23 protein-coding genes, 1 tRNA gene and 1 other RNA gene are annotated in these 24,086 nt (G+C 59.4%); 7 read left to right on the forward strand and 18 right to left on the reverse strand.

Features of this window, described 5'->3' with window-relative positions:
* Positions 1–23: 23 nt before the first annotated feature.
* The 8 genes from JC200_RS10435 to tadA all read right to left on the reverse strand — a co-directional run bounded on the left by JC200_RS10435 (position 24) and on the right by tadA (position 5,356).
* Complete coding sequence (locus tag JC200_RS10435; protein WP_274436193.1) at positions 24–344, reverse strand: DUF2508 family protein; 321 nt, start codon at positions 342–344, stop codon at positions 24–26.
* A gap of 133 nt (positions 345–477) precedes the next feature.
* Positions 478–1,077: a recombination mediator RecR gene (gene recR, locus JC200_RS10440; protein ID WP_274436194.1), complete on the reverse strand. Its 600-nt coding sequence runs from the start codon at positions 1,075–1,077 to the stop codon at positions 478–480.
* Between the two features lie 2 nt (positions 1,078–1,079).
* Positions 1,080–1,391: a YbaB/EbfC family nucleoid-associated protein gene (locus JC200_RS10445; protein ID WP_274436519.1), complete on the reverse strand. Its 312-nt coding sequence runs from the start codon at positions 1,389–1,391 to the stop codon at positions 1,080–1,082.
* Positions 1,392–1,401: 10 nt separating this feature from the next.
* Positions 1,402–3,213 (reverse strand): DNA polymerase III subunit gamma/tau, encoded by a 1,812-nt coding sequence (dnaX, locus tag JC200_RS10450; RefSeq protein ID WP_274436196.1) that lies wholly within the window; start codon positions 3,211–3,213, stop codon positions 1,402–1,404.
* 81 nt (positions 3,214–3,294) lie between these two features.
* Positions 3,295–4,365, reverse strand: a complete 1,071-nt coding sequence (locus tag JC200_RS10455; protein WP_274436197.1) for a two-component system sensor histidine kinase NtrB — start codon at positions 4,363–4,365, stop codon at positions 3,295–3,297.
* A 223-nt stretch (positions 4,366–4,588) separates the two neighbouring features.
* Positions 4,589–4,688, reverse strand: an RNA gene (gene ffs, locus JC200_RS10460) — signal recognition particle sRNA small type.
* 24 nt (positions 4,689–4,712) lie between these two features.
* Positions 4,713–4,802: transfer RNA gene (locus tag JC200_RS10465), tRNA-Ser, on the reverse strand.
* Between the two features lie 62 nt (positions 4,803–4,864).
* Complete coding sequence (tadA, locus tag JC200_RS10470) at positions 4,865–5,356, reverse strand: tRNA adenosine(34) deaminase TadA (protein ID WP_274436198.1); 492 nt, start codon at positions 5,354–5,356, stop codon at positions 4,865–4,867.
* 116 nt (positions 5,357–5,472) lie between these two features.
* Here tadA and JC200_RS10475 point away from each other — a divergent pair, with 116 nt between their 5' ends.
* Entirely contained in the window at positions 5,473–6,279 is an 807-nt protein-coding gene (locus JC200_RS10475) for a YheC/YheD family protein (protein WP_274436199.1), read from the forward strand.
* Here the strand turns inward: JC200_RS10475 and acs are convergent.
* Positions 6,266–8,227, reverse strand: a complete 1,962-nt coding sequence (acs, locus tag JC200_RS10480) for an acetate--CoA ligase (protein ID WP_274436200.1) — start codon at positions 8,225–8,227, stop codon at positions 6,266–6,268. The genes JC200_RS10475 and acs overlap by 14 nt on opposite strands.
* A gap of 177 nt (positions 8,228–8,404) precedes the next feature.
* Positions 8,405–9,301, reverse strand: coding sequence for a LysR family transcriptional regulator (locus JC200_RS10485; protein WP_274436201.1), 897 nt, complete (start codon positions 9,299–9,301; stop codon positions 8,405–8,407).
* A 155-nt stretch (positions 9,302–9,456) separates the two neighbouring features.
* Here JC200_RS10485 and JC200_RS10490 point away from each other — a divergent pair, with 155 nt between their 5' ends.
* From JC200_RS10490 to JC200_RS10500, 3 genes are all read left to right on the forward strand, one after another.
* Complete coding sequence (locus tag JC200_RS10490) at positions 9,457–10,602, forward strand: citrate synthase/methylcitrate synthase (protein WP_274436202.1); 1,146 nt, start codon at positions 9,457–9,459, stop codon at positions 10,600–10,602.
* A gap of 248 nt (positions 10,603–10,850) precedes the next feature.
* Entirely contained in the window at positions 10,851–11,081 is a 231-nt protein-coding gene (locus JC200_RS10495; protein WP_274436203.1) for a hypothetical protein, read from the forward strand.
* Positions 11,082–11,102: 21 nt separating this feature from the next.
* On the forward strand, positions 11,103–11,378 hold the full coding sequence (locus tag JC200_RS10500) for a hypothetical protein (protein WP_274436204.1): 276 nt from the start codon (positions 11,103–11,105) through the stop codon (positions 11,376–11,378).
* On the opposite strand, the gene JC200_RS10505 is transcribed toward JC200_RS10500, so the two are convergent.
* Positions 11,379–11,807, reverse strand: a complete 429-nt coding sequence (locus tag JC200_RS10505; RefSeq protein ID WP_274436205.1) for a hypothetical protein — start codon at positions 11,805–11,807, stop codon at positions 11,379–11,381.
* A gap of 135 nt (positions 11,808–11,942) precedes the next feature.
* Between JC200_RS10505 and asnB the strand changes: the two genes are divergently transcribed.
* From asnB to JC200_RS10520, 3 genes are all read left to right on the forward strand, one after another.
* Positions 11,943–13,790: an asparagine synthase (glutamine-hydrolyzing) gene (gene asnB, locus JC200_RS10510; RefSeq protein ID WP_274436206.1), complete on the forward strand. Its 1,848-nt coding sequence runs from the start codon at positions 11,943–11,945 to the stop codon at positions 13,788–13,790.
* Between the two features lie 330 nt (positions 13,791–14,120).
* Positions 14,121–14,387 carry a hypothetical protein gene (locus tag JC200_RS10515; RefSeq protein WP_274436207.1) on the forward strand — a complete coding sequence of 89 codons (267 nt, stop codon included), beginning with the start codon at positions 14,121–14,123 and terminating at the stop codon, positions 14,385–14,387.
* Positions 14,388–14,490: 103 nt separating this feature from the next.
* Positions 14,491–15,228 carry a class I SAM-dependent methyltransferase gene (locus tag JC200_RS10520; RefSeq protein WP_274436208.1) on the forward strand — a complete coding sequence of 246 codons (738 nt, stop codon included), beginning with the start codon at positions 14,491–14,493 and terminating at the stop codon, positions 15,226–15,228.
* A gap of 407 nt (positions 15,229–15,635) precedes the next feature.
* Here JC200_RS10520 and tnpC read toward each other — a convergent pair whose 3' ends face one another.
* From tnpC to JC200_RS10555, 7 genes are all read right to left on the reverse strand, one after another.
* Positions 15,636–17,114, reverse strand: coding sequence for an IS66 family transposase (tnpC, locus tag JC200_RS10525; RefSeq protein ID WP_274432014.1), 1,479 nt, complete (start codon positions 17,112–17,114; stop codon positions 15,636–15,638).
* A complete protein-coding gene (locus tag JC200_RS10530) occupies positions 17,104–17,967 on the reverse strand; it encodes a Druantia anti-phage system protein DruA (RefSeq protein WP_274432013.1) in 864 nt (287 codons plus the stop codon). Before JC200_RS10530 ends, tnpC begins: the two co-directional genes overlap by 11 nt.
* Positions 17,968–18,162: 195 nt before the next feature.
* The gene (locus JC200_RS10535; protein WP_274436209.1) at positions 18,163–18,639 is read right to left on the reverse strand and encodes a flavin reductase family protein; all 477 of its coding nucleotides are present in this window, start codon (positions 18,637–18,639) and stop codon (positions 18,163–18,165) included.
* Between the two features lie 171 nt (positions 18,640–18,810).
* A complete protein-coding gene (locus JC200_RS10540; protein ID WP_274436210.1) occupies positions 18,811–19,383 on the reverse strand; it encodes a thioredoxin family protein in 573 nt (190 codons plus the stop codon).
* Between the two features lie 27 nt (positions 19,384–19,410).
* On the reverse strand, positions 19,411–21,216 hold the full coding sequence (locus JC200_RS10545) for a S9 family peptidase (protein ID WP_274436211.1): 1,806 nt from the start codon (positions 21,214–21,216) through the stop codon (positions 19,411–19,413).
* A 146-nt stretch (positions 21,217–21,362) separates the two neighbouring features.
* Positions 21,363–22,352, reverse strand: a complete 990-nt coding sequence (dusB, locus tag JC200_RS10550; protein ID WP_274436212.1) for a tRNA dihydrouridine synthase DusB — start codon at positions 22,350–22,352, stop codon at positions 21,363–21,365.
* A 1,028-nt stretch (positions 22,353–23,380) separates the two neighbouring features.
* Positions 23,381–24,046 (reverse strand): helix-turn-helix domain-containing protein, encoded by a 666-nt coding sequence (locus tag JC200_RS10555; RefSeq protein WP_274436213.1) that lies wholly within the window; start codon positions 24,044–24,046, stop codon positions 23,381–23,383.
* Positions 24,047–24,086: the final 40 nt, after the last annotated feature.

Consider the following 24,086-nt stretch of genomic DNA (forward strand, 5'->3'; position numbering starts at 1 on the left):
CCACCGCACCTCCTTGTCCTTTGTCAGTCTTCTTCGTACCAGCCCCAATTCACGCCGTCGACCGCGATCGACAGGCGTTTGGCCATCTGAAACAGGTAGTTAAACCGCTTCTCAGCAGCACCAAGACGAAACACAATGTGGTCGACCAAAAGCGGGTCTGTCACCGTGTCGAACTGTCTGCGGGCCGTCACGACCTCGTCGCGAGCACGCCGAAGCTCCTGAACAAACTGCGCCACTTCGACGTCCGTAAACGACTGTGCATCGGGAAATGGAAGTTCACCGACAATATGGGCATGCGGGGTGCGCTCTCGGTCTGACAATGCAGGCATCTCGCGAGAAGTCACTGGCTATCGTCCTCCCCGTCCTTCGGATAGTACATCTTAGTCGGGGGAGGACAAGTTTATGAACACATTCGCTAGTCTACAGAGAAACTCGCTGTGTGAAACGAGGTATCAGTCGCATCGCTGCGACAGAGGGTTATAGTTCGCGGCGGCCTTCAAACGCCTTGGCAAGCGTGACCTCGTCAGCGTATTCGAGGTCACCGCCGATCGGCAGTCCGTGGGCAATGCGCGTCACCGTGACCGCGAACGGTTTCAGGAGGCGGGCAATATACATCGCCGTCGCCTCCCCTTCGACATTTGGGTTGGTGGCAAGAACCAACTCAGTGATGTCTGACTCGTTCAGTCGGTGTAGCAGTTCGCGAATCCGAATGTCATTCGGGCCAATCCCTTCCATCGGCGAGATAGCGCCGTGCAGAACGTGATAGATTCCACGGAATTCGTGTGTGCGCTCAAGCGCCATGACATCTTTGGCGTCCTGCACGACACAGAGTAGACTCTGATCCCGCGACGTATCGGCGCAAATGGAACAGGGGCTCGTCTCCGTGATGTTGCAACAGACGGTGCACTCCGTCAGCTTCGTCTTGACGTCGCCGAGGGCGCGCGCAAACTGCCTCACGTCGTCAATGGGCATCCCCATAACATGGAAAGCGAGGCGTGCTGCGGTCTTTGGCCCGATACCGGGCAGTTTCATAAACTGTTCAATGAGCCGACTGATGGGCTCCGGGTAACCCCACATCGCTAAAATAACCCAGGCATGTTTAACCCGCGGGTGTACTTGCCAAGCTCAGTCTCGGTCAGTTCATCAACCTGCTTGAGCGCGTCGGCGATGGCTGCAAGCACAAGGTCTTGCAGAGTCTCAATGTCATCCTTGTCGACGACTTCCGGGTCAATCGTCACTGCCTGCGCCTCCCGGTGACCATTCATCTGCACGCGCACTGCACCACCGCCGGCGCTGCCTTCGACAACTCGGTCTTTTAAGTCTTCCTGTGCCTTCGCCAAGTTCTCCTGGAGTTTTTTCGCCTGGCGCATCATCTGGTTCATGTTCTTCATGCCCATCTCTTCACTCTCCATCTTGAATTTCTACGACTTCTTTGCCGAACACGGCGATTGCGCGGTCCACTAAGTCCACTGCGGTCGGTTTTGGCTGTGGTTCACTAGCAGCTGTCGCTGCCTCAGTTGCGATTGATGCCGTAAACTGCTCCCAGTCTTCCCGCGTCAAGGCAAGGATGCGCATGTTTGACCCGGTCTCGCTAGAGAGCGCCGATTCGATGAGCGTCCGGTCAGCAGGCTTCATCACTGCATCGCGGTGGATGCGGCTCGAAAACGCCAACACAGCTTCATCTGCCGTACAGAGCGCAACTTGTCCGTTGCAGAGCCAGGCGTGCGTCTGGATCTTCTGCGCCCGAACTCGTTCGAGCACAGCGTTCCAGACCGCCTGGACGCGCTGCAGGACATGCGGGTCGGCGCGGGACGACAGGTCTTGCAAGACCTCGAGTTTGCGCTGGGCGCTGCGCGGCCCATCGGCCGCTGCTCTCGTCTTCACCCTGTCTGCTCGCACAGGCGTGTTCGCCGCGTGATTACTCACGGCGCCAGGAGCGGAACTGCTTGCAGCGACAGACTGCGCAGGGGCCGGAGCACCGCCACCCGCAACTTGTGGCGCCGAACCTGTAGCAGGGGCAGCAGCGGTCGATCCCACGCGGGCTGACAGCGCTGAGTCTGACATCGACTGGGCCGACCCCGCAGCAGGAACTGTCGGAGCCGGGTTCGCGGCGACCGCAGCGTCTCGCGCAACTGGCGGAGTCAAACTGAGAATCGACGTCTCAAGCGCCAGTCGGGGTTGATCGACGTAGCGAAGGTTTGTATATGTCTCTCCGAGTTTTCCCACAGCGGCGAGCAGCCACTCTGAGTCCAACTCTTTCGCAGCCTCCGCGAGCCGCTGCCGCACCGGAGCAAATGACGTCTGTTCGGCGCGGGCCGCAGACAGTTTGACGATAAACAAATCGCGCATCACTTGCAATAAATCCTGAACAATACGCGCTGCGTCTTTGCCGCTCGCGTACCACGCCAACAGTTTATCCATAGCCGTCAGAGCATCGCGTGACGCCAGCGCAAGCACTAGCCCAACGAGCGACTCCGTGTCGACGCCGCCGACGACGTGTGCAGCAAACTCTGGCGTGATGCGCCCCTGGCCGTACGCCGCGGTCTGTTCCAAAAGTCCGAGTGCGTCGCGCAGTCCGCCGTCTGCTGCCTGCGCGACTTTCCACAGCGCTTCTGCGTCTGCCTGCCACGACTGTGCAGCACAGATGCGCTCAAGCCGTTCGACAATGACTTCCGGCGCGATCCGCCGAAAATCGAAACGCTGACAGCGCGACACAATTGTGCCCGGGATTTTGTGCGGCTCTGTGGTGGCAAGCACGAACAGAGTGTGCCGCGGTGGTTCCTCAAGGGTTTTTAAGAGCGCGTTAAACGCTTCCGTTGTGAGCATGTGAACTTCGTCAATGATATACACTTTGCGCGTCAGGCTAGTGGGTGCGTACTGTACTTTGTCACGCAGTTGGCGGATTTCGTCGACACCGCGGTTCGAAGCAGCGTCAATTTCCTCCACGTCGACGTTGCTGCCCGAATTGATGCTGCGGCATGCCTCACACTCGTTGCACGGGTCGGCGCCGTCCCTGTGTTCGCAGTTAACCGCCTTCGCCAGTACTTTGGCTGCACTGGTTTTGCCTGTCCCACGCGGTCCACAAAACAGGTAGGCGTGCGCAACCTGCCCGGACAGAACAGCGTTGGTCAGGGTTTGTTTGACGTGCGGCTGGCCAACCAGATCGGAAAAAGTCTGTGGTCTCCATGAGCGATAGAGTGCCTGATACGACACGCGGTTCCCTCCCGTCCGGCAAGTGCACTGGACATGCCATAACCGTATCACACGGGAGTTGCGCGCGACAATCCGACACTCTCAGCGAAGAGCTTGCGCAACAGGCAACCGCATTGTGAATGTGGTACCAAAGCCCTTAGACGACACCCGAATCTCACCTTGGTGCGCTTCCATCACCTTTTCAACAATCGGCAAACCGAGTCCGATGCCCTTGTCCTTCGTCGTGAAAAATGCGTCAAAGACCTTGTCCATCATGTAGTACGGAATCCCCGGGCCGCTGTCGCGCACATGAATCTCCAAATGGTCCCCAGTCTGCGCCGCGGAAACGGCCAAATCGCCGCCTGCTTCCATGGCTTCGACTCCGTTTTGAATGAGGTGAGCAAGCGCAGTGCGAATCATCTCAGAGTCAGCCTCGATATAGATGTCGTCGGGAACATCGACTCTGACTGAAATGGCGTCTTGACGTCCCTCCCGTGACGGCAGTACTGACCTAACGAGGTCAAGTACTCGACTCACCGACCTCTGCCCCGCACGCGGCGTAGACAACAGCAACAGTTCGCTGACGAGCCGCTCAAGTCGTCCCATTTCCGCCATCATCACGTTTGCAAATTCCAGCTCTGTATTCATCTGCGCAGCTTCGAAGCGTTGTGTGAGGACTTGCAGAAAGCCTTTGATCGCGGTCAGCGGGTTGCGGATCTCATGCGCGATTCCTGCCGCCATCTTGCTCGTCATCGAGAGTTTTTCCGCGTGTTGCACCTGTTGGTCAATGGATGTGAAGTTCCCAATGTCCTTCATGAACATATACAGACCGCTCTGTCCTGTCAGTGGATTGACGTCCTGAAAGGTGTCAATGAGGACGTGGCGCACGCGTCCGTCCACTTCCCAGCGCATCACGAAGTCCCGGAGTTCCTGTGCTTCGGCAGCCGCCTTCGCCAGTACACGATACTCTTCCCCTTCGGTTGGAATGCACACCGACAGAGGCACACCGCGGTACAGCGGTTGTCCGGTGTTAAACAGCGTTCGCGATTGCTCATTGCAAAACCAGAGGTTACCCCCTGTGTCGATAAAGAGAACCGCAGCGTTCAAGTGCCACGGCGGATTGATGACATCCTCAGGCCTCGGCGCGACATCGTGCGCATTCGTGTCTCCCATGATGACGTCCCCCCGTCAGTGGTGAGGCCACTCCTCAGTCTCGTGAGGGCATCAAATTCCTCGTCCACTGCAGGATTCCTGCTCTACGACAAAACTTCTAAAGAAGCGACACGAGTCTCCAAAACAGGACTGATGGATGCGAACAAACGGGCTGTATCCTAATCGCTCATGCGACAAGATACAGCCCGCTAACAGACAAATTTTTGCCCACCGTGACCAAGAACCAAACCAGGTTGCCCCGCGTCACCCGGAAGGTCTCCCTTAGTGCTGCTTCCGTCAGGACCTGACACGGTTCAGGAGTTTCCGCCGCGCGGGACCCAGTTTGGTCCTTGGGCACAGTGGGCAGTTGGCGGAGAGAGTGGGATTCGAACCCACGAGCCCCTTGCAGGGCTACTCGCTTTCGAGGCGAGCTCTTTCGACCTCTCAGACATCTCTCCAGGTCGATGCAAAAAAGCGTATGGTCCACGCGCTTCGTTCAGCCGCCAGCGGACGGCGAGCTTCAGGGCTTGCCCGACTTTGCGGCGCGCAAGCGTTGAAAGAACGCCTGCAGTATCATACCACACTCTTGGGCAAGGACGCCACCAGTAATCTCTGGGTGATGGTTCCACCGCCCAGCGCTGAGCAATTCTACTTTCGAAGCGATCGCGCCACCCTTCGGGTCTGTCGCTCCGAAGTAGAGGTGACGGATGCGCGAGAGCATAATGGCTCCTGCACACATTGGGCAGGGTTCAAGCGTGACATACAGGTCGCAGTCCTGCAGGCGCCAAGCCCCAAGCCTGCGGCTCGCCTCGCGGATCGCGATCATCTCCGCATGCGCTGTGCCATCGCGCCAGGTCTCTCGCCAGTTGTGCGCGCCTGCGATGACCTTGCCATCGTGGACGACCACAGCGCCAATCGGGACCTCACCGCGGTCTTCTGCAGCACGTGCAAACTGGAGCGCTTCGCGCATCCACCGCTCGGCTTCCAGGTTTTCTGACTCTACCGCCGTCATGCCTGTCTCCTTCCTCTTCTTGTGGTGTACTAGGCACTTCCCCACAGCCTTGCGCCCGCTGTGCATAGCGTATAGGGAACTCACTCGGATAACAGCCTGCTTAAGGAGGTCTTTGCGTGGGACGTGGCGATCTCGACCTTATGCGCGGTTCGTTTAACAAGTGGCAGATGCACCGCGTCTTGTCCGGTGAAGACATCGGCCCTTGTCACCTGCCTGAGACGCAGCTCTGGCACCCTCAAACGCTGTTGCCGTTCCTCGACAAACACGCGGAAATCTACATCAAACCCCTGCACGCCTGGGGGGGTCAAAACGTTGGCGTCGCACAGCGACGCGGCAGAGAACTGCAGTTCACAAGCGGCGGACAGTTCCGCAGTTACGCCTCCGGGTCGGACCTCGTCCTCGCACTGCTCACAGTTTACCCACCGCTTGCTGCGATTGTCCAACAAGCGGCCCCACTTTGTCGATACGACGGTCGCGTGTTTGACATCCGAGTGCTGATGCAGAGAAACGAAGATGACAAGTGGATCACGGCCGGCATGCTGGCCCGGGTCGGCGGTGACGGGGCGGTCGTCTCCAACGTAAAAGCGAGCCACGGCAGTGTGCAGGAGGTCACACACACTTTGCGCCGGGCGCTACCAAAGGCCGCCGCCACAGTCAACCAGCGACAGCGCATTAAGGCGGCGTTACGCACGTCAAGCGAGCGCATTTGCAACCTGTTGTCCCCCTACAGGCGGTTCTCTGAAGTCGGACTCGACTTCGGCATCGACCGCAGTGGCAAGCTGTGGCTGATCGAAGTCAACACCGATGACGCCATTGGCGGGCCGAGCCACGCCCTGTTTGCCGAACTGCCTGACCCCCGTCTGTTTCTCGAGATTCAGGAGCGTGCTTATCGAAATCAGGTGCGTCGAGTCAGCGGCCGCTGATGTCTTGCACCAACTGCTCGAGGATGTCCATGTCCTCAAGGCCCGTGACGTCCCCTTTAACCGTCCCTTCCTGGATGATCTCGCGAAGCATCCTGCGAATGATCTTGCCAGACCTCGTCTTTGGCATGCCTTCGACGAAGACGACCTTGTCGGGGCGCGCAAAGGGGCCGATGTCACGGACGATCTGAGCCTTCAGCGCCGTTTCGAGCTCCACAGACGGCGCCAATCCCTGTTCCAGCGTGACAAAGGCGACTGGCACAGCGCCGCGCACTTCATCCGGCTGACCGACCACTGCGGCTTCCACGACCGCTTCGTGCTGGATCAGCGAACTCTCCATCTCCATCGTACTGATGCGGTGGCCTGACACATTGATCACGTCGTCCACCCGCCCGAGCACCCAGTACTGACCGTCGGCGTCGCGCACGGCGCTGTCGCCCGTGAAGTACGCGCCAGGCACCTGGCTGAAGTACGACTTGAGATAGCGGTCGTGATCGCCAAACACGTCCCGCGCCAGGCTCGGAAACACGTTGCGGACGACAAGGTAGCCGGGTGTGCCATCTGCGACCACCTGACCGTCGAGATCAACTACATCGAGTTTGTGGCCGAAGAAAGGTACACCGCACGATCCGGGTTTCATCGGCACGGCCCCAGGCAACGACGCGAGCGGTGTCCCGCCCGTCTCGGTCTGCCCCCACGTGTTGTTGATGACTGCCTTGCCGCCGCCCACCACACGCCGCACCCAGTGCCAGGCCTCTGGGTTGAACGGCTCGCCGACGGAGACCAACAGTTCGAGCGTCGAGAGGTCGTAACGCTGTGCGACCTCTTCGCCGTGCTTGAGCATCATCCGGTACGCCGTCGGAGCCGAAAACAGCTTGTTGACGCGGTAGCGTTCGACGACTTCGTACAACCGTCCGGGCTGTGGGTAGTCGAGCGCGCCTTCGTAGAGAATCGTCGTCGTCCCGAGCGCCAACCCGCCGACAAGAACAAAGATGTGCGACGTCAACCAGCCGATGTCCGCTGTGTTCCAGTAGACGTCTTCCGGCCGCAAGTCGAGCTGATACTTGGTGTAGGCGTACGTTCCGAGCAGAAAGCCGCCTCCGGCATGGACGATGCCCTTGGGTCGCCCACTCGTACCGCTCGTGAAGATGAGCAGCCCTGGGTCGTTGCAGTCCAGCTTTGCGGCGGGGCAGGATGGCTTGGCTGCGGCCATCAAGGCGTCGTAGTCGTAGTCGCGGCCAGCCGTCATCGGAGTGTCAGCAGACGGAATGCGGTTGAAGACGACCACCTGCTCGACGCTCGCGACACCCTGCACCGCTTCGTCGACGGTCTGTTTGAGCTGCAAAACCCGCCCGCGCCTGTAACTGGCGTTCGCGCAGACGACCATCTTGGCGTTTGAGCTGACAATGCGCTCGCGCAGCGCCTCTGCGGAGAAACCCGCAAACACCGTGTTGTAGACGACGCCAAGGCGAAAACATGCGAGCAGAACCACGTACGTCTCAACTAGGTTTTGCATGTAGACGCTTACTACGTCGCCCTTCTGCAGCCCGAAGGAGCGCAGGATACTCGCAAACTTCTGCACTTCGTCGGACAACTGCAGGTACGTGACCGCCCTCCGGTCGCCGTTCTCGCCTTCAAAGAACAGCGCGACTTTGTTCTTCGTGAGCGGGTTCTCTGCGTGTCGGTCGACGCAGTTCACGGCGACGTTGATGCTGCTGCCAGGGAAGAAGCGAAAGTTTGGCATGTCTCCTTCAATCACGGTTGCGCCCCGCTCATCCCAGGTCAACTCGTCGGCGACACTGGCCCAAAAACCTGCGGGATTGTCAATCGAGCGCTGGTACAGGGTTTGGTAGTCCTCGTAGCTTTGCACATACGATTTGAGACGATACGACTCAGGTGGCTGAATCTGTTCACTCTCCGCAATCAACGAAATGCCCGACGCTTCGGCCATCGCGATCCACTCCCCCTGTCTATCATTAGGTTGAAATTTCAGCAAATTCATTCTAGCACAGACGCTTGTCAGATTGGGCAGGGGGAATGTTCCATCGGCGCCCAGCCGGGGGCGCAAACCCGCGCTGGGCACACAGTGGCACGGGGGCGCAAACCTGCGCTGGGCACACAGTGGCACCTATACCCGTCGCTGGCCCATGTATGCCTGGACAAAATCGCAAAACGTGCGTCCAACGGCTGAGACGACGCCAGAGTCGTGCAACAGGTACGTGCGCGCAACAGGCAGCGAAAATGAGTCAGGGACTGGTACTTCGACGGCTGACCCAAGCAGCAGCGCGCGTCGGACTGTGCTCTTCGGCAGACAGGAGAACCCCATGTCCTCCTCAATCCAGCGCAGTGTGACGTGAACCTGACTGACGCGCATGCTGCGCAGCGCTCCGAACTGCTGGCGCAACGAGGTCAGAATGTCGTCCCAGTAGAGCGGGTGGTTGTGCGTGAGGAGCGGATACGTCGACAAGAGTTCTTCCAGGGTGCGTGGTGGACCATCGAGATCATGTGGACCAACCGGCGCCACGACCACCACTGGGTCGTCGTAGAGCGGAAGCGATTCAATGCGGGACAACTGCGACGGCATGCGGCTGAAGCCAAGGTCGCAAACGGCGTCCGCGATCGCCTGTGCAATGTCAGTCGACTCCATCACCTGCACAGCAACTTCGACGTTTGGATAGTCGCGCAAGAAACCTTGGAGCCAGCGCGGCAGATACGTCGCTGCGATGAGCGGTGAAACTGCGATCGCAAGGGTCTGGTCGTACCCTTGCGCGAGCCTCGCCACGGCTGTCTGCCCGCGTTGGAGGTCCGCGAGCACTGACTGTGCGTAGGGCAGGAACCGCCGCCCGTGTTCTCCCAGGCGCACACCGCGGCCGGAGCGTTCAAACAACAGCACGCCGAGGTGCTGCTCTAACTTGTCGATGTGCAGGGAGACGGTCGGCTGTGCCAAGTGCACTTTCTCCGCTGCCTGCCGGAAGTTCTCTGCCTCTGCCGCCGCGACAAACGTCTCCAGCCACTGTGTATCCACGCTCGTCCCCACCCACCCTGCCTCGATTACCGATTACATATTGTGATTATTATATACACATTTATTCATTATACAAAATCAATTTCCGAGAGTACGATCACGGTGTATCCCTACACACGGATCCCTTACTGCGAACTGGATAGGAGGAGTTTGTCATGGCATCAGTCAATGGTTTAGATACGGTAGTTGCCGCAGAGACGGAACTGAGCATGGTGGATGGTCAAGCGGGTCGGTTGGTGTACCGAGGGTATCCGGCGCCGGAGTTGGCTGTGCACCACTCTTTCGCAGAAGTTGCGCACTTGTTATGGACAGGGGACTTGCCGGACGCAAAACAGTTGTTACAGATGGAGGCGAGTTTGAAGGTCGCGCGGGTCATGCCACACGAGCTGCAAACACTCGTAGGCGCCCTGCCGCAAGCCATCGATGTAATGAGCGGCGTACGCACGGTTGTTTCTGCCGTGGTGCCGTGCCAGGAGTGGCCGCCAACGCTCGCTGACGCGACGCTGCTGACCGGCCTGTTTCCGACCCTCGTCGCAAGTGTCTACGCAAAGTCTGTCGGGCAGTCTCTCCCTGCGCTGCGCTCTGACCTCTCGCACGTCGAAAACTACCTCTACATGCTGTCCGGTCAGGTTCCGTCGGCTGCGCACACGCGCGCGCTCGAAGCCTACCTGATTCTCACCATGGATCACGGTCTCAACGCCTCCACCTTTGCCAGCCGCGTCACGCTGTCCACCCAGTCCGACATGAGCGCTGGCCTGACTGCGGCGCTTGGCGCTATGAAAGGTCCGCTGCACGGGGGCGCACCGTCCGGCGTGATCGACATGCTAGACAAAATCCAGACGCGAGAGAACGCGGAGGCTTGGCTGCGAGCGAAACTGGACCGTGGCGAGCGGCTGATGGGGTTCGGGCACCGGGTCTACAAGACGGCGGACCCGCGGGCGGAGGCGCTAAAGGCGGTCGTGCGCGACCTTGCTGGCGCCGACCCGTGGTTTGACCTCGCAACGCACGTCGAACAGACTGCGGTGGCGCTGCTCGATGAGTACAAACCCGGCCGCAGGCTCTACACCAATGTGGAGTTCTGGGCAGCGGCCATCTTGAGAACGGTCGGGATTGGAAAAACCCTGTACACACCGACCTTCTCGGCCAGCCGCGTGGTGGGCTGGACTGCGCACATGCTAGAACAGGCGCAGAACAACCGGCTGATCCGGCCGCAGTCGCAGTATGTGGGGCCGCTGCCGCCGCGCGGAGGGACGGCGACGGGGGCGACGGGCGCGGCGGGGGCGACGGGGGCGGCTATGTGATCGAAACCGACACTTAGCCGCCTGCACGGCGCCGCTATGTGATCGAAACCGACACTTGGCTGCCTGCACGGCGCCGCTATGTGATCGAAACCGACACTTGGCCGCCTGCTCGGCGCCGCTATGTGATCGAAACCGACACTTAGCCGCCTGCTCGGCGCGGCTATGTGATCGAAACCGACACTTGGCCGCCTGCTCGGCGCCGCTATGTGATCGAAACCGACACTTAGCCGGCCGCACGGCGCGGCTATGTGATCGAAACCGACACTTGGCCGCCTGCTCGGCGCCGCTATGTGATCGAAACCGACACTTGGCTGCCTGCTCGGCTCCGCTATGTGATCGAAACCGACACTTGGCCGCCGGCACGGCGCCGCTATGTGATCGAAACCGACACTTGGCCGGCCGCACGGCGCGGCTATGTGATCGAAACCGACACTTGGCTGCCTTCCCGGCGTCGCTATGTGATCGAAACCGACACTTAGCCGCCTACCCGGCGCCGCTATGTGATCGAAACCGACACTTGGCCGCCCATCCGATGCGGCTATGTGATCGAAACCGACACTTGGCCGCCGGCACGGCGCCGCTATGTGATCGAAACCGACACTTGGCTGCCTGCTCGGCTCCGCTATGTGATCGAAACCGACACTTGGCCGCCGGCTCGGCGCCGCTATGTGATCGAAACCGACACTTGGCCGCCGGCACGGCGCCGCTATGTGATCGAAACCGACCTTACCTGCCGCAAGTGCCTGCCCGCCTGGCCGCCTGGCCGCGATAGGTGATTACGCTCGCACGAACTGCACCTCGTGCGTCTTGCACCACTGCCCAAGGGCGTGAAACAGCTGATCCCGGTCCTCTTGCGAACGAAAACGCATGCCGCGCGAGACTTTCGGCAGTCTCCCGCCGTCTTTGACGTATATGCCGATGGCAGCACGCGTGACAGAGATCCGATCGAGCTCGTCCGCATTCAGGACGCGCACAACCTTCTTCCCGCGGTGCACAGAGATGGTGTCATCGTTAAAAGTAACGGAAGACTTCTGCCACAGACGCCACATCGCAAAGATGAGCGAGACGAATAAGACGATGTCAACGACTGCAAAACCTGCAGGCGGCATGTGACGAAACGCAGTCAGCACAATGACCGCTAAGAGCGGCACCCCCCAGGTCAGCATCCACGTGTTTTCCCGAGTTGGGATCGTGATCGGTTTCATCGGAAACCTCCTTATTTGGCCCCATTCTACCACAGCCGGACCTGCACGCCCCATGGTCCCTCTGCATAAGGTGACAGGTGTTTTGACGTGGGCATCTGCCCATGTAAAGAGGACACCTCGAAGGGGGCTTGGGACATGTGTGGAATCGCCGGGTGGGTGAATTGGGATCGCGACCTCACCCATGAACAAGGAACGCTCTTCGCCATGGGCGAGACACTGGTGTGCCGCGGCCCAGATGCGGATGCCACGTGGCTGTCGGAGCACTGCGCATTTGCGCACCGGCGTCTGATTGTGGTTGACCCGAGCGGCGGCGCCCAACCGATGACCCGGACGTTTGGAGACCGCAGCTACACAGTCGTCTACAACGGCGAACTCTACAACACGGAAGACATCCGCAAGGAGCTGCTCGCTCGCGGCTATCCTTTTCAGTCCTACTCTGACACCGAGGTCCTGCTCGTGTCCTACGTCGAGTGGGGACCCAACTGTGTCGACAAGTTAAACGGTATTTTTGCATTCGCGATTTGGGATGAAGCGCGTCAGAATCTGTTTATGGCCCGCGACCGCCTAGGTGTCAAGCCACTGTTCTACACGCGCAAAGGCGCGAGCCTGGTGTTCGGCTCCGAACTAAAGGCTCTGCTTGCGCATCCAGAAGTGGAGCCCGTGGTCGAAACCGACGGGCTGGCTGAGGTGTTCGCGATTGGCCCAGCAAGGACCCCGGGTCACGGTTTGTTCAAGGACGTCCACGAACTGCGCGCTGGCTGGCACCTCACGGCGACGCGCGAGAAACTGGACGCGAAAGTCTACTGGCAGCTTGAGAGCCGTCCGCACGAGGACGACTTGGAGAAGACGACCGAGACTGTTCGCGACTTGATGGTCGACACGGTGACGAGGCAACTCGTCTCCGACGTTCCCGTATGCACGTTTTTGTCTGGTGGCCTTGACTCGTCCGCTGTCTCGGCCATTGCCGCAGAGGCGTTTCGAAAGGCAGGGAAGCCGCCCCTCCACACCTACTCAATCGAGTTCGAGGGGATGGAGGAACACTTTGAGGCGAATAGCTTTCAGACCGGCCTTGACAGCCCGTGGGCGCGCAAGGTGTCCGAGTTCATTGGCTCGGTCCATCACCCGGTCGTGTTTGACGTGCCGGAGATGGTCGACCACCTGCTGACACCGCTCTCCTTCCGCGATGCGCCTGGAATGGCAGACATCGACGTGTCACTTTACCTGTTTAGCCGCGAGATCAAAAAGGGCGCCACGGTTGGTTTGTCAGGCGAGTCAGCGGATGAAGTCTTTGGCGGCTACCCGTGGTTCCACCGCGAAGAGTCGCTCAAAGCGGACACTTTCCCTTGGTCGCTCAAGCTGCAGGAGCGCGTCAATATCATGTCGCCAGAGTTGCGCCAGCGGATTCACCCAGAAGAGTATGTCGCAGACCGCTACCACGAGGCCTTGGCGGAAGTGCCTCGGCTGCCCGGCGAGTCGGCAGAGGAGGCAAGGATTCGCGAGATCTCGTACCTCAGCATCACCCGTTTTCTGCCGACCTTGCTGGAGCGCAAAGACCGCATGACGATGGGTGCGAGCCTCGAAGTGCGCGTACCCTTCTGCGACCACCGGCTGGTCGACTACGTCTTCAACATCCCGTGGCGCTTGAAGACCGCTGGCAACCAGACCAAGGGGATTTTGCGCCGTGCCATGCGCGGCTACCTCCCGGAAGACGCGCTCGCGCGCAAGAAGAGCCCATATCCGTCCAATCCAGACCCCCGCTACCTGGCTGCAACCCGAGCACGGGCGCTGGAGTTGTTGGACGACCCAGACTCAGCAATCCGCACACTCGTCGATCCACAAGCAGTCAAGGCGCTGGCGGAAGCGAGCTATGGGAAACTGGAGCATCGGCCGTGGTTCGGTCAGATTATGGCGACAGCGCAGCTGTTCCACTATTTAATCGAGATCGACGCCTGGATCCGCAAGTTCAGCATCCGGCTCGTCTAACGAGTGCATCATCTCCGCTAGGTACTCCCGAAGCGGCAACTGGGCTGCCCCGACAGTGCATTACACCGTTTGGGCAGCCTCCGTGCGGCTTTGTCACCCCGGTTATCTCTCGATGAGGTCATCGCTTCCGCCTACATCACCTCTGCGCACGCGTCTGCGCTCACCGACAACGCTCACCGACAACGCCCACGAGCGACCGGGAGGTCGACCCCGCCCAAAACCCGCCACACAGGATCCTGTCGCTGGGTTCGCTGGGTTCGCTGGGTTCGCTGGTTGAGCGAATGCGCGTACGCTATCATGAAGAGGAGAGACAAGAAAGGAGGGGCTGGCGTGATCATCGGGTTTGGTTTTGGCAACCCCTTGGTGAGCCTCCTGATGCTGCTCGTGACGGGGACTCTCAGCTACCTCATCTACCGGGCGACGGCCCGTCGCAGGGGCGGGACACCTCCCCGTCCGACGCGCGCGCAGATGCGCCAGTACTACTACGAGCAGCGCAGGCGAGCGCAGCAATTCTCAAACGAGTACAACCTCACCGACGAGGAGATTGAGCGGCGGATCGACGAAAAGCTAGGCCCGCCGTCAGATAAGCAACCGTAAGTGATTTGGCGTACACAACTGCACTGCCAAGGTGGCATCGCCAAGGGGGGTATCGCCAAGGGGGGTATCGCCAAGGGGGGTATCGCCAAGGGGGGTATCGCCGATGCAGTCACACGAAAACACACCTGCGCAACATGCGGTCGACCGCGGGTTGCGGTTTGAGCAACTGCCGCAGCGGCACACCGACCGCTACCAATCTGACATCCGCGTGCTGTTGCCGACCTACGACGGCCTGCACACACTGGTCGACGCCTACCTGCGCCCGTTCGTTCCGGACGATGGCCGCGTTCTCGTCGTCGGCGCTGGCGGCGGGACAGAGTTGATCACGCTCGGCTTAGCACACCCGAACTGGACTTTCACAGCAGTCGATCCCGCTGCCAACATGCTCGCTTCCGCCCGCTCCCGCACAGAAGCGGCTGGCGTGGCAGAACGCGTCCGGTGGTGCTGCGGTGCGATCGACGCAACCAACCCCCATTTGCACGACGCCGCGACGTGCATCTTGGTGCTGCACTTCGTCGCCGGCGACGACGAGAGACGGACCCTGCTCCAGGGGATCGCGTCCCGGCTTCGCGAAGGTTCGCCGCTGATTCTCGTCTCGGCTGTCCGGGACGACGGCAACGGCGACCTTCCGTCGGCCGTGCACAGCCAGGCGCTCTACGACGGCGCCATCGCAGCGACGGGCCAAGAACGCCTCGCCGCCAAGCTGCGCCAGAACATTGAGCAGAGCGCCGCCATCCCCGGAGATCGTCTCAAGCAACTGCTCGTCGACACGGGATTTTCAGAGCCTCTGCAGTTTTTCCAGACCTACCAGTTTGTCGGCTGGCTGACGACGCGGACATGAAAAGGGCGGCCGTGTTGGCCGCCCGCAAAGCGCCTGCCCAAAAGTGTGATCCACACCAAGGCACCCCATGCTCTGTATGGTGGCACCGCAGCTCAAGTACTCTCACGCGTCGCCGCGGACTCCCTGCATCCGGTGCAAGCCATAGCCGCATAGGACAGCTTATGACCGGGAAACACCGGGATCTGGCGCTCCTTAGGCTGTCCGAAACTGCCTAAGGAGCCTTGAAGGGACGGATCGGGGGGCTTCGGCCCACCTTAAGCGGTCCCTAGCAGCCTAATCACCCATCCAAGCCGCGAAAAGTAGTGAATAGGCTGCCCTGCGGTTACTACTCAGGTACCCCGTCGCAAGGCACCCCAAAAGGGGGTGTTGAGGACACCCCTTGCGACAGACTTTTTGGGCTACTTTTGTCAGGTCCCTGCGAAGACCGGCTGGCCACGAAGGACCGAAACCAGGGAAGGAAGTAGAGGAAGGTTCTGTTTTAACAGGCTAGAGATAAGGCTGCGGAGTACGGAGAAGGTCTTACCGCCCTCCTGTGTACGAAAGAGCCCGGAGACCTTCTGTTTCACCTTGGTCATCCGAATGTCCCGTTCCGCCTGGTTGTTGTCAAAGGGCACGTTCGCATCCCAAAGGAAGCGAAGGATGGACTCCTTGTGCGACTCAAATCGCTGTCCTAAATTAGCGGCTTTGCTTTTGCACTTTCGTCCACGTGGTCCTGTTTTCGTCGGCACAGGATCCAGCGCCCATTCAGTTTTGCCTAGCTCAAGAATGGCATCGTAAGCCGTCTCAATCTCGGCAATGGTTTCATCAGCGAGCGGGAGACCCTTCTCCCGGGCGTCCCTAGTGAGCTTCCAAGCGCCTCGGAGCAATTCCTTCATCTGCTTAGCCCACTGATGTCCATCATTGTCCAGGATACCTTGACATTCGCGCAGGAGGTGAGCATTGCATAGCGCATGCTCAAATGAGTAGATGGGTCGGAAGTAGGCCGAGAGGCAGTCATGAACGACGACGCCCTTAAAGGTGTCCAGTATCCCCATGCCTTCAATCGCGCCGGTACCACGCTGTGGATAAGTGTCCATGAGCGTCCATTCTGGATTGGACACGACATGCAACCAATGTTGTTTGTTGACGATACGTACACCCGTTTCGTCGGTATGGAGCAGCGGCGCATTGCACAAGTTCTCCCGAATGACGGGGATGGCGCTTAACTCCACGGCACCCGCCATGCTCTCTAATTGGCTCAACAGGGTCGCTTCACTGGGCCGTTGTCCAGTTAGGTCGGCATAGAACTGTCCGATTCGGTCTAAAGGGAGCATATGATAGGCATTTAAATATGTGGTCCATGCTGCAAATCCATCCCCATACTGCACTGGAGCTTTGACGCCATCCGGGAAGCTGGCACGTTGCAATGTATTGCAGCAGGGACAGCGCTTTTCCTCGGCTTGGTGCTCTGTCACAACGAGACGAGGTGCGGGCAAGTCGAATACCTGACGTTTCACGAGGCCCTTCGTGGCTACCGTTTCCAACGATGCGGCACAGTTGGGACAGGCGTTAAGCTTGTGGACGATGACCTCATCGGGGGTCTTGCTCATGAGCAGAGTGTGCCCGCTATGCCCTTTGGGGCCGCCTCTCTTACCACCCGGCTGGCGTGAATTCGTTGGTTTACGAAATCCATCACTAGATGGAGGCTTACTGGAATTGCGGCTGTTCTGGTTCACTTGGCTCTCGAGGACCCTTACACGCTCTTTTAACTCGCGGATTTCAGCCGCCTGTTGCTCAACGATAGCTACGAGTCCTCGTACCAAATCAACAACCGCATCAGGTCCCTGTTCATATACTTGCAAAATGCATTCACGTTCCATTGCTTTAAATTCCAGTTCAAATTCCATTCGAAAGTACCTCCCTTGCATTGGGCACCAGGGCATACACATAAACATCCTTGCGTGTAACGCTCAAGGTATGGTGCGTGTCATTGCGGCTTCTCCCTTGCGTCTGGCCGACTTGAATCCAGTTAGCAGCCCGGTAGCACGTGCCACGGAATCGTTGCTGTTCGACAAACGTCTCCAGCAGGTGCACCGGATGACCATACTTGTCCATCCAGTCTCGGCAGATGCGACTGGCGATGCGGCTGAGGAGATGACTAGCCAGATTGGGAACGGTGACCCAAGGGAGGATGAGAAAGCGCATGTTGTTTGTCACAAGGGATAAGGAATTCCGACGAACACCCGGTGTCCAGCGAATCCACGCGTCGCGTGGCGCAACTTTCCAAGCAGCAGACCCAAAGAGCAGGCACGCTAATGGGCGTCCGTACCGGTCGTAGACAAGATACTTCATGTTTTCACCGACCGCGCCGCAGAATCCCAGGTAATGATATGCGGCGAGCAAATGTCGGAACAAAACTGATGATGCGGATGTCTTTACAATCTCGATTCGCAGCGGCAACAGATCTCGCAAGGGACCCGAAACGGGGGTAGTGTCATGGGCAACGGAACGAACGATTCTTGTCGCGTTTCCAACGCCGACGGCGCGAGGGGCTGGAAGTCGAATGTATTTCAGTCGCTCAAGTTTGAGCAACATGGTACGACAGGCCATGTCTTTTAGCTGGCCATTGCCGTTTGTCCAGTTCCAAGTCGCACACAGTTCGCGCGATAACCGAGTGCGATTCCAGTCAGGGTGACAATGGATGAGTTCACGTATCCATGCAATATCTTGTTCGGTAAGGTGGCGTCCTTGTATCTGCATACCACCATTCTACAAACAAAAGACCGCTGAGTCCAGCTATTTCTAGCCTGGACTCAGCGGGTACCTGAGTAGTAACGCCCTGCGCCGCTATTCGGAACGCCACTCGCCACTCGCCACTCGCCACTCGCCACTCGCCACTCGCCACTCGCCACTCGCCACTCGCCACTCGCCACTCGCCACTCGGCTTACAGCAACTTAGCCGCCGTAGAAGAGGCCGGTCTCCTTCAGCGTCATCGGATCGCCTTCGCGGTGTACGCCCGCGTCGATGACTTCGCCGACGACGAGCGCGTGGTCGCCACGATCGACGATGTCTGTAACTTTGCACTCAAACCACGACAGAGCGTCTTTGAGAATGGGGCTGCCAGTTGTCTTCGTCTCGAACTCGTAGCCAGCAATCTTGTTCCCTTCCACAGACACAGGCTTGAAGAACGCAAAGGCGAGGTCCTTCGATCCGGTCTCCAGCACGTTGACCGAGAACACGCGGCTGTGCTGAATGCCAGCCCATGAACCGGAGTCCTTCTTGACGCCGATCGCCACCAGCGGCGGCGCGAATGACGCCTGTGTCACCCAGTTGCCGGTAAACGCGTGCAGACCGTCTTCACCCTTCGTGCCAATCACGTACAGGCCGTAACTGATGCCGCGCAGTGCAGTTTTCTTCGCTTGATCATCCATCTTCTGATCTCTCCCCTCGTTCGAATAGACAACTCCCGTTTGGAGTCCATTGTCCTCATGATACAAAACTGGGCACTTCGTTTCACACCTGGCACACCAGAAGTTCACGCCTGGCGCTCGAGTAGTTCGCGCCTGTGGCGGCGAATCCTGGTCAGTTGTCTACCGACTAAATTACTTCACGGCTTGTTCGAGCAGGTCGCGCAGTTCCTTCACAATCAACACCTGATACCCGGTGTCTTCGCCGTAGCGCTTCACAACTTCTGCGCGAGCGGCGGTCAGCTTCTCCTGATAGTCCGGGGCTTCGCGGTCCGGGTTGTCCTGTTTGAACCGGGCCATCGGCTCCTGCACGTAGGTCGGGCGCGGGCCCCACTGCGAGATGACGCCGCCGTCCTTGTCGATGAACAGCACGACCGGGATGGACCGGCCACCGTAGGTCAAGAAGCGGTCGATGACGTCAAGGTGTGCTTCCATGATAAGCATCCGCGTGTCGATCCCGGCCGCCTCCGTCACCTTGAGCACAACCGGGACGTTGCGGACGACGTCGCCGCACCACTCTGCGGCGATGATCAGGCAGCGAACGTCCGTGTTACCGCGCAGCCCAGCGATGTAGGACTGTGCCGCCTCGTCCATCCAGGTGAAGCGCTCGCCCCAGTCGAGAAACTTGTCCTGGTTCCGGGTCATCTTGTCGATAAACTCCTGCGGCGCCAGCCCCGCTTCGAACGCTGCTTGTACGTTTTCAGCCATTGTCAGTCTCCTCCCCCGGGTCGTCGTTTATTTCAGGTGTCGGTCCAGAAAGTCTGCAATCGCCCCGTACGCCTTAATGCGGTTGCCGAGTTTTACGACACCGTGGCCTTCGTCTTCAAAGCGCAGGTACTCGACCGGGTGGTTGCGCGCCTTGAGCGCAGCCACCATCTGCTCGGCTTCACCGACGGGCACGCGCGGGTCGTTCGCGCCGTGGACGACAATCATCGGCGCTGTGATGCGGTCGACGTGGTGAATCGGCGAGATGGCGTCAAAGAACTCCCCATCCGCCGCAATCGTGCCGTACTCCGGTTCGCGCAAGTGCCTGCGGTACGGGCTCGTGTTCTCGATGAACGTGCGCAAATTGGCGATCCCGACGATGTCCACGCCAGCTGCCCACAAGTCTGGGTAGTGTGTCACCGCGGCGAGCGTCATGAAGCCGCCGTAGGAGCCGCCCATGACAGCGATGGCGTCACGCTTCGCGTCTCCGTGATCGACCAGCCAGTCCACGCACTGCGCCAGGTCTGCGACGGAGTCCATGCGCTTGCGAACGTCGTCGAGGTGTACGAACGTTCTGCCGTAGCCGTCGCTTCCGCGGACGTTTGGCACAAATACGGCGTAGCCGCGGTTGACGAAGTACTGCACGATTGCGTTGAAGCTGTTGCGGCTCTGCGACTCCGGTCCGCCGTGCACGTACACGACGACCGGGTACGGCCCGGAGGTGTCCTGCGGACGGTAGTAAAACGCCGGCACGGACAGACCGTCAAATGAATCGTAGTGCACGAGCTCCGGCTCGACGAAGCGCGAAGCTGGCACAGAGGAGATGGAGGCGAAGGTAACGCGGTCGATGCGCCTCGCATCGACATCGAGTTTCCACACCTCGGTCGCGTATGTAGGACTGCTCAGGGTCAGCGCAATGCTGCGGCCGCGCTTGTTCCACGTCAGGCTTGCGATGACGCCAGCCGGCGGTTCCGGCAAGCCGCTGACGTACGCGAGTGTGTCTCCGGACGACTTCGTCAGGTCGGCGACATACAACTTCGATGTGCCGTCTTCGTTGCGGCTGTAAGCGAGGAACGACTTGTCGGCCGACAAGGAGAGCGCGTCAACGCCCCAGTCGTCTGCAGTCAGCCAGGTGATGGCCTGTGTCGCCATGTCGATCGCGGCGAGCCGCACAAACTCACTGTCTTTATCCGTCAGCACGTACAACGTTGACCCGTCTTCGCTGAACCGCGGCGCCTCAAACCGCGCCTCGCCCTCGTGCGGCGTGAGCAGGGTAGTCTCGCCGCTTGCGATGTCGACCAAAATCAGGTCGTGATTGAGGTTCGTGTGATGGCGCGAGACCAGCACCTTGTCGCCCGACGGGTGGAACACAGACGCGTAGTTGGTGTGCGCACTCTCGTGGACAGGCGTGTGCCTGTTGTCGGCAATGTCGTAGACGTAGAGGTCAAAGTCGCGGCCGTTGCGGCGGTTCGTGCAGTAGGACAGCCGCTTCCCGTCCGGACTGAAGGCGCCAAGGCTGTAGATGTGCGCCGGGTCGTCCGTGATGTTGACCGGGTCTGTCCCTTCGAGGTCCATCAGGAACAGCTGCGCGCGCTCGCTGCCCCCTTCGTCTGCTTCGACGCAGAGCAAAGGCTCAGTCGGCGATGGCGCGACGCCCATGACGCGGTCGGAGAAAAACGTGATCTGCTGCGGCCACGGCACGGCCGGCTGCTGACGCCACACCTGCGGAATGCCGGTCAGAGTCGAAACGAAGTACATCGCGCTGTCGTCGTAGGCGAACACGCCGCCGGCTGCGCTGCGGACCTCCATGTAGCGGGCCACTGAAATTGGCTTCATTGGAGCCACCTCCCCGGTTGAAATGCTGGAACGAAGTGCGTCGGTACGGAAACGGCCGGGCGGGTTGTGGGCCACCGCGGCCGATGTTGCATTGTGGGTCGCCAGACGACATTGTGTTGCGGACGACCGCGGCCGATGCTCACGCTTTACACGGCCACAGCGGACATGTCCTCGAGGTACGTCTGCAGCACGCGCTCCATCCCGTCTTCGCTAGTCTGAGCGTTGATCACGTTGCGCAACTCAGCCGCGCCCGGCATGCCTTTGATGTACCACGCCGCGTGCTTGCGCATCTCCTTCACGCCGGTGATCTCGCCTTTGTGTGCGACAAGCAGATGCAAGTGTCTAATCGCGACCATGATGCGCTCCTCAAACGACGGCTTGTCGAGCTTCTCGCCGGTGCGCAGGAAGTGCGCAACTTCGCGGAACACCCACGGGTAACCGAGCGCGCCGCGACCAATCATCACGCCGTCGCAGCCGGTCTCCTCAATCATGCGCAAGGCGTCTTCCGGCTCGACGACGTCGCCGTTGCCGATGACGGGCACATTCACAGCCTGCTTGACCTGCCGGATGATGTCCCAGTCGGCACGGCCGGAGTACAGCTGTTCGGCGGTGCGACCGTGCACGGTGACGGCCTTCGCGCCCGCCTCGACGACGGCTTGGGCGACTTCGACGGCGTTGACGTGACCATCGTCCCAACCCTTGCGAAACTTGACGGTGACGGGCTTCTCCACGCGCTCGACGACGCCGCGGACGATGGATGCGGCATATTCGGGATCACGGGCGAGAGCCGCACCGGAGCCGTTCTTGTAAATCTTCAGCACGGGGCAGCCCATGTTGATGTCGATCAGGTCGGCGTTGGTCTCGCCGACCAGCTCAGCAGCCTGCACCATCGAGTCTTTGTCGTAACCGACCAGTTGCAAACTGACAGGGTGCTCGTCGGGCAGAATGGTCAGCATCCGCTGGCTTTTTTCATTGCCGTGCACCAGTGCCTTGTCGCTGACCATCTCCGCGCAAACCATGCCTGCGCCGAGCTGCTTCGCAATAATGCGGAACGGCGGGTTGCAAACCCCCGCCATCGGAGACAAGATCACAGGGTCCTCGATCTGAATCCCACCAATCGTAAGCACTCTGGTCATCCTCCTTTGGTCACTTCTTTATATAGATTGGTGTTCGCTCGCTGCGGCGAGCGAACTATCCGATTGATTTGGCTTGAGCATTGTGCGCCTAACGTAAAATTGTAGCCGAAGCTACGGGGAAAGTCGAACACTACGAGGGCGTGGCACAGCGGGCGTGGCACAGCGGGCGTGGCACAACGGTCGTGGCACAACGGTCGTGGCACAACGGTCGTGGCACAACGGTCGCGATCAAAATGGACGCTATGCAGAGTTGCAATGGTCAAATTGTACGCTAAGACGCCGAAGGTGACATAATTCGAGGGTTTCGTGATCAAAAAGTGCGCTGTATTCGCAAAAAGGGCGATTTCTGCCGATTCTACACATCACAGCGCACTATATGAGCGTTAATTCCGCCAAAACTCAGCTTCCGCCGTCCTCAGCGATCATTTTGCGCACTGTGACTCGGCGGTCGCGCAGGGCACAGCGGTCGTGATCAAAATGGACGCTATGCAGAGTTGCAACGGTCAAATTGTACGCTAAGACGCCGAAGGTGACATAACTCGAGGGTTTCGTGATCAAAAAGTGCGCTGTATTCGTAAAAAGGGTGATTTCCGCCGATTCTACACATCACAGCGCACTATATGAGCGTTAATTCCGCCAAAACTCAGCTTCCGCCGTCCTCAGCGATCATTTTGCGCACTGTGACTTGACTGTCGCGCTGGGCGTGACGGTCGTGATCAAAATGGACGCTATGCAGAGTTGCAACGGTCAAATTGTACGCTAAGACGCCGAAGGTGACATAATTCGATGGTTTCGTGATCAAAAAGGGCGCTGTATTCCCAAAAAGGCCCGTTTCCGGCGATTCTACTCGTCCCAGCGCACTATATGAGCGTTAATTCCGCCAAAACTCAGGTTCCGCCGTCCGCAGCGATCATTTTGCGCACTGTTCCTTGCCCATCGCGCTGGGCACAAACGCATGTGGTGCCTGCAATTGACGCAGGTAGGTCGGCGCCCTTTCCTCCAGACATGCCGTCGCTCCCCGAGACATATTAGATCATGGTCCCGTTGCGCGACGGGTGGATTCGATAAGCCCGAACACGCTTTTGCCCACCCACAGGCTCGAGCCAGTGCATCTTGACAAGTTTGCGCATATGACGACGGGCGGTGACGACTGATATGTTGAGAGCTTCCGCTACTTCCTTTGGCGTGATTGGCCTCGGAGAGTGCGCTGTATACCGCAGCATCTCCCGCTCGCCAATTGTAGCTTCGGAGAAACTCTCGTCTACCGCAGACCAACGTCCGATAACGGCTTGGATCATCTGAGCACAAATTTCCGGGTGATCATGAACATCGTCATAGGCGAACCGCAATAGACGCCAGCCGTCGAGCACGAGGGCGTTTTGCCGTCGGCACTCCTCTGAGTGGTCATAGCGTGTCGCATCCCTGCGGTGAGAAGCATAGCCGTCGATCTCCAACGCAAGCCGGTAATAACCTCGTATGTAGGCGAAGTCGATGTAGCGCCAACCGCGGCCGACGTCGCGGATCTGGTATTCCGGATGCAACCCATCGAAATGATAGAACATTGGCCACCAGACATTCTGCAGAAACAGCTTTTCCGCGTGACCTAGTCCATCCGCGAGTCGGGACGCCGCGGCCCCACTGCGGCGCTGAAAGTGTGACGACACAAACTCCCTATAGGCCAGTTCAAAATCCAAACTGCATTCCTCCCGGGCACTAGTCCAAGTTGGCGGAACT

It is taken from the genome of Alicyclobacillus sp. ALC3, from assembly GCF_028751195.1.
In the GTDB taxonomy this organism is placed as follows: Bacteria; Bacillota; Bacilli; order Alicyclobacillales; family Alicyclobacillaceae; genus Alicyclobacillus_L.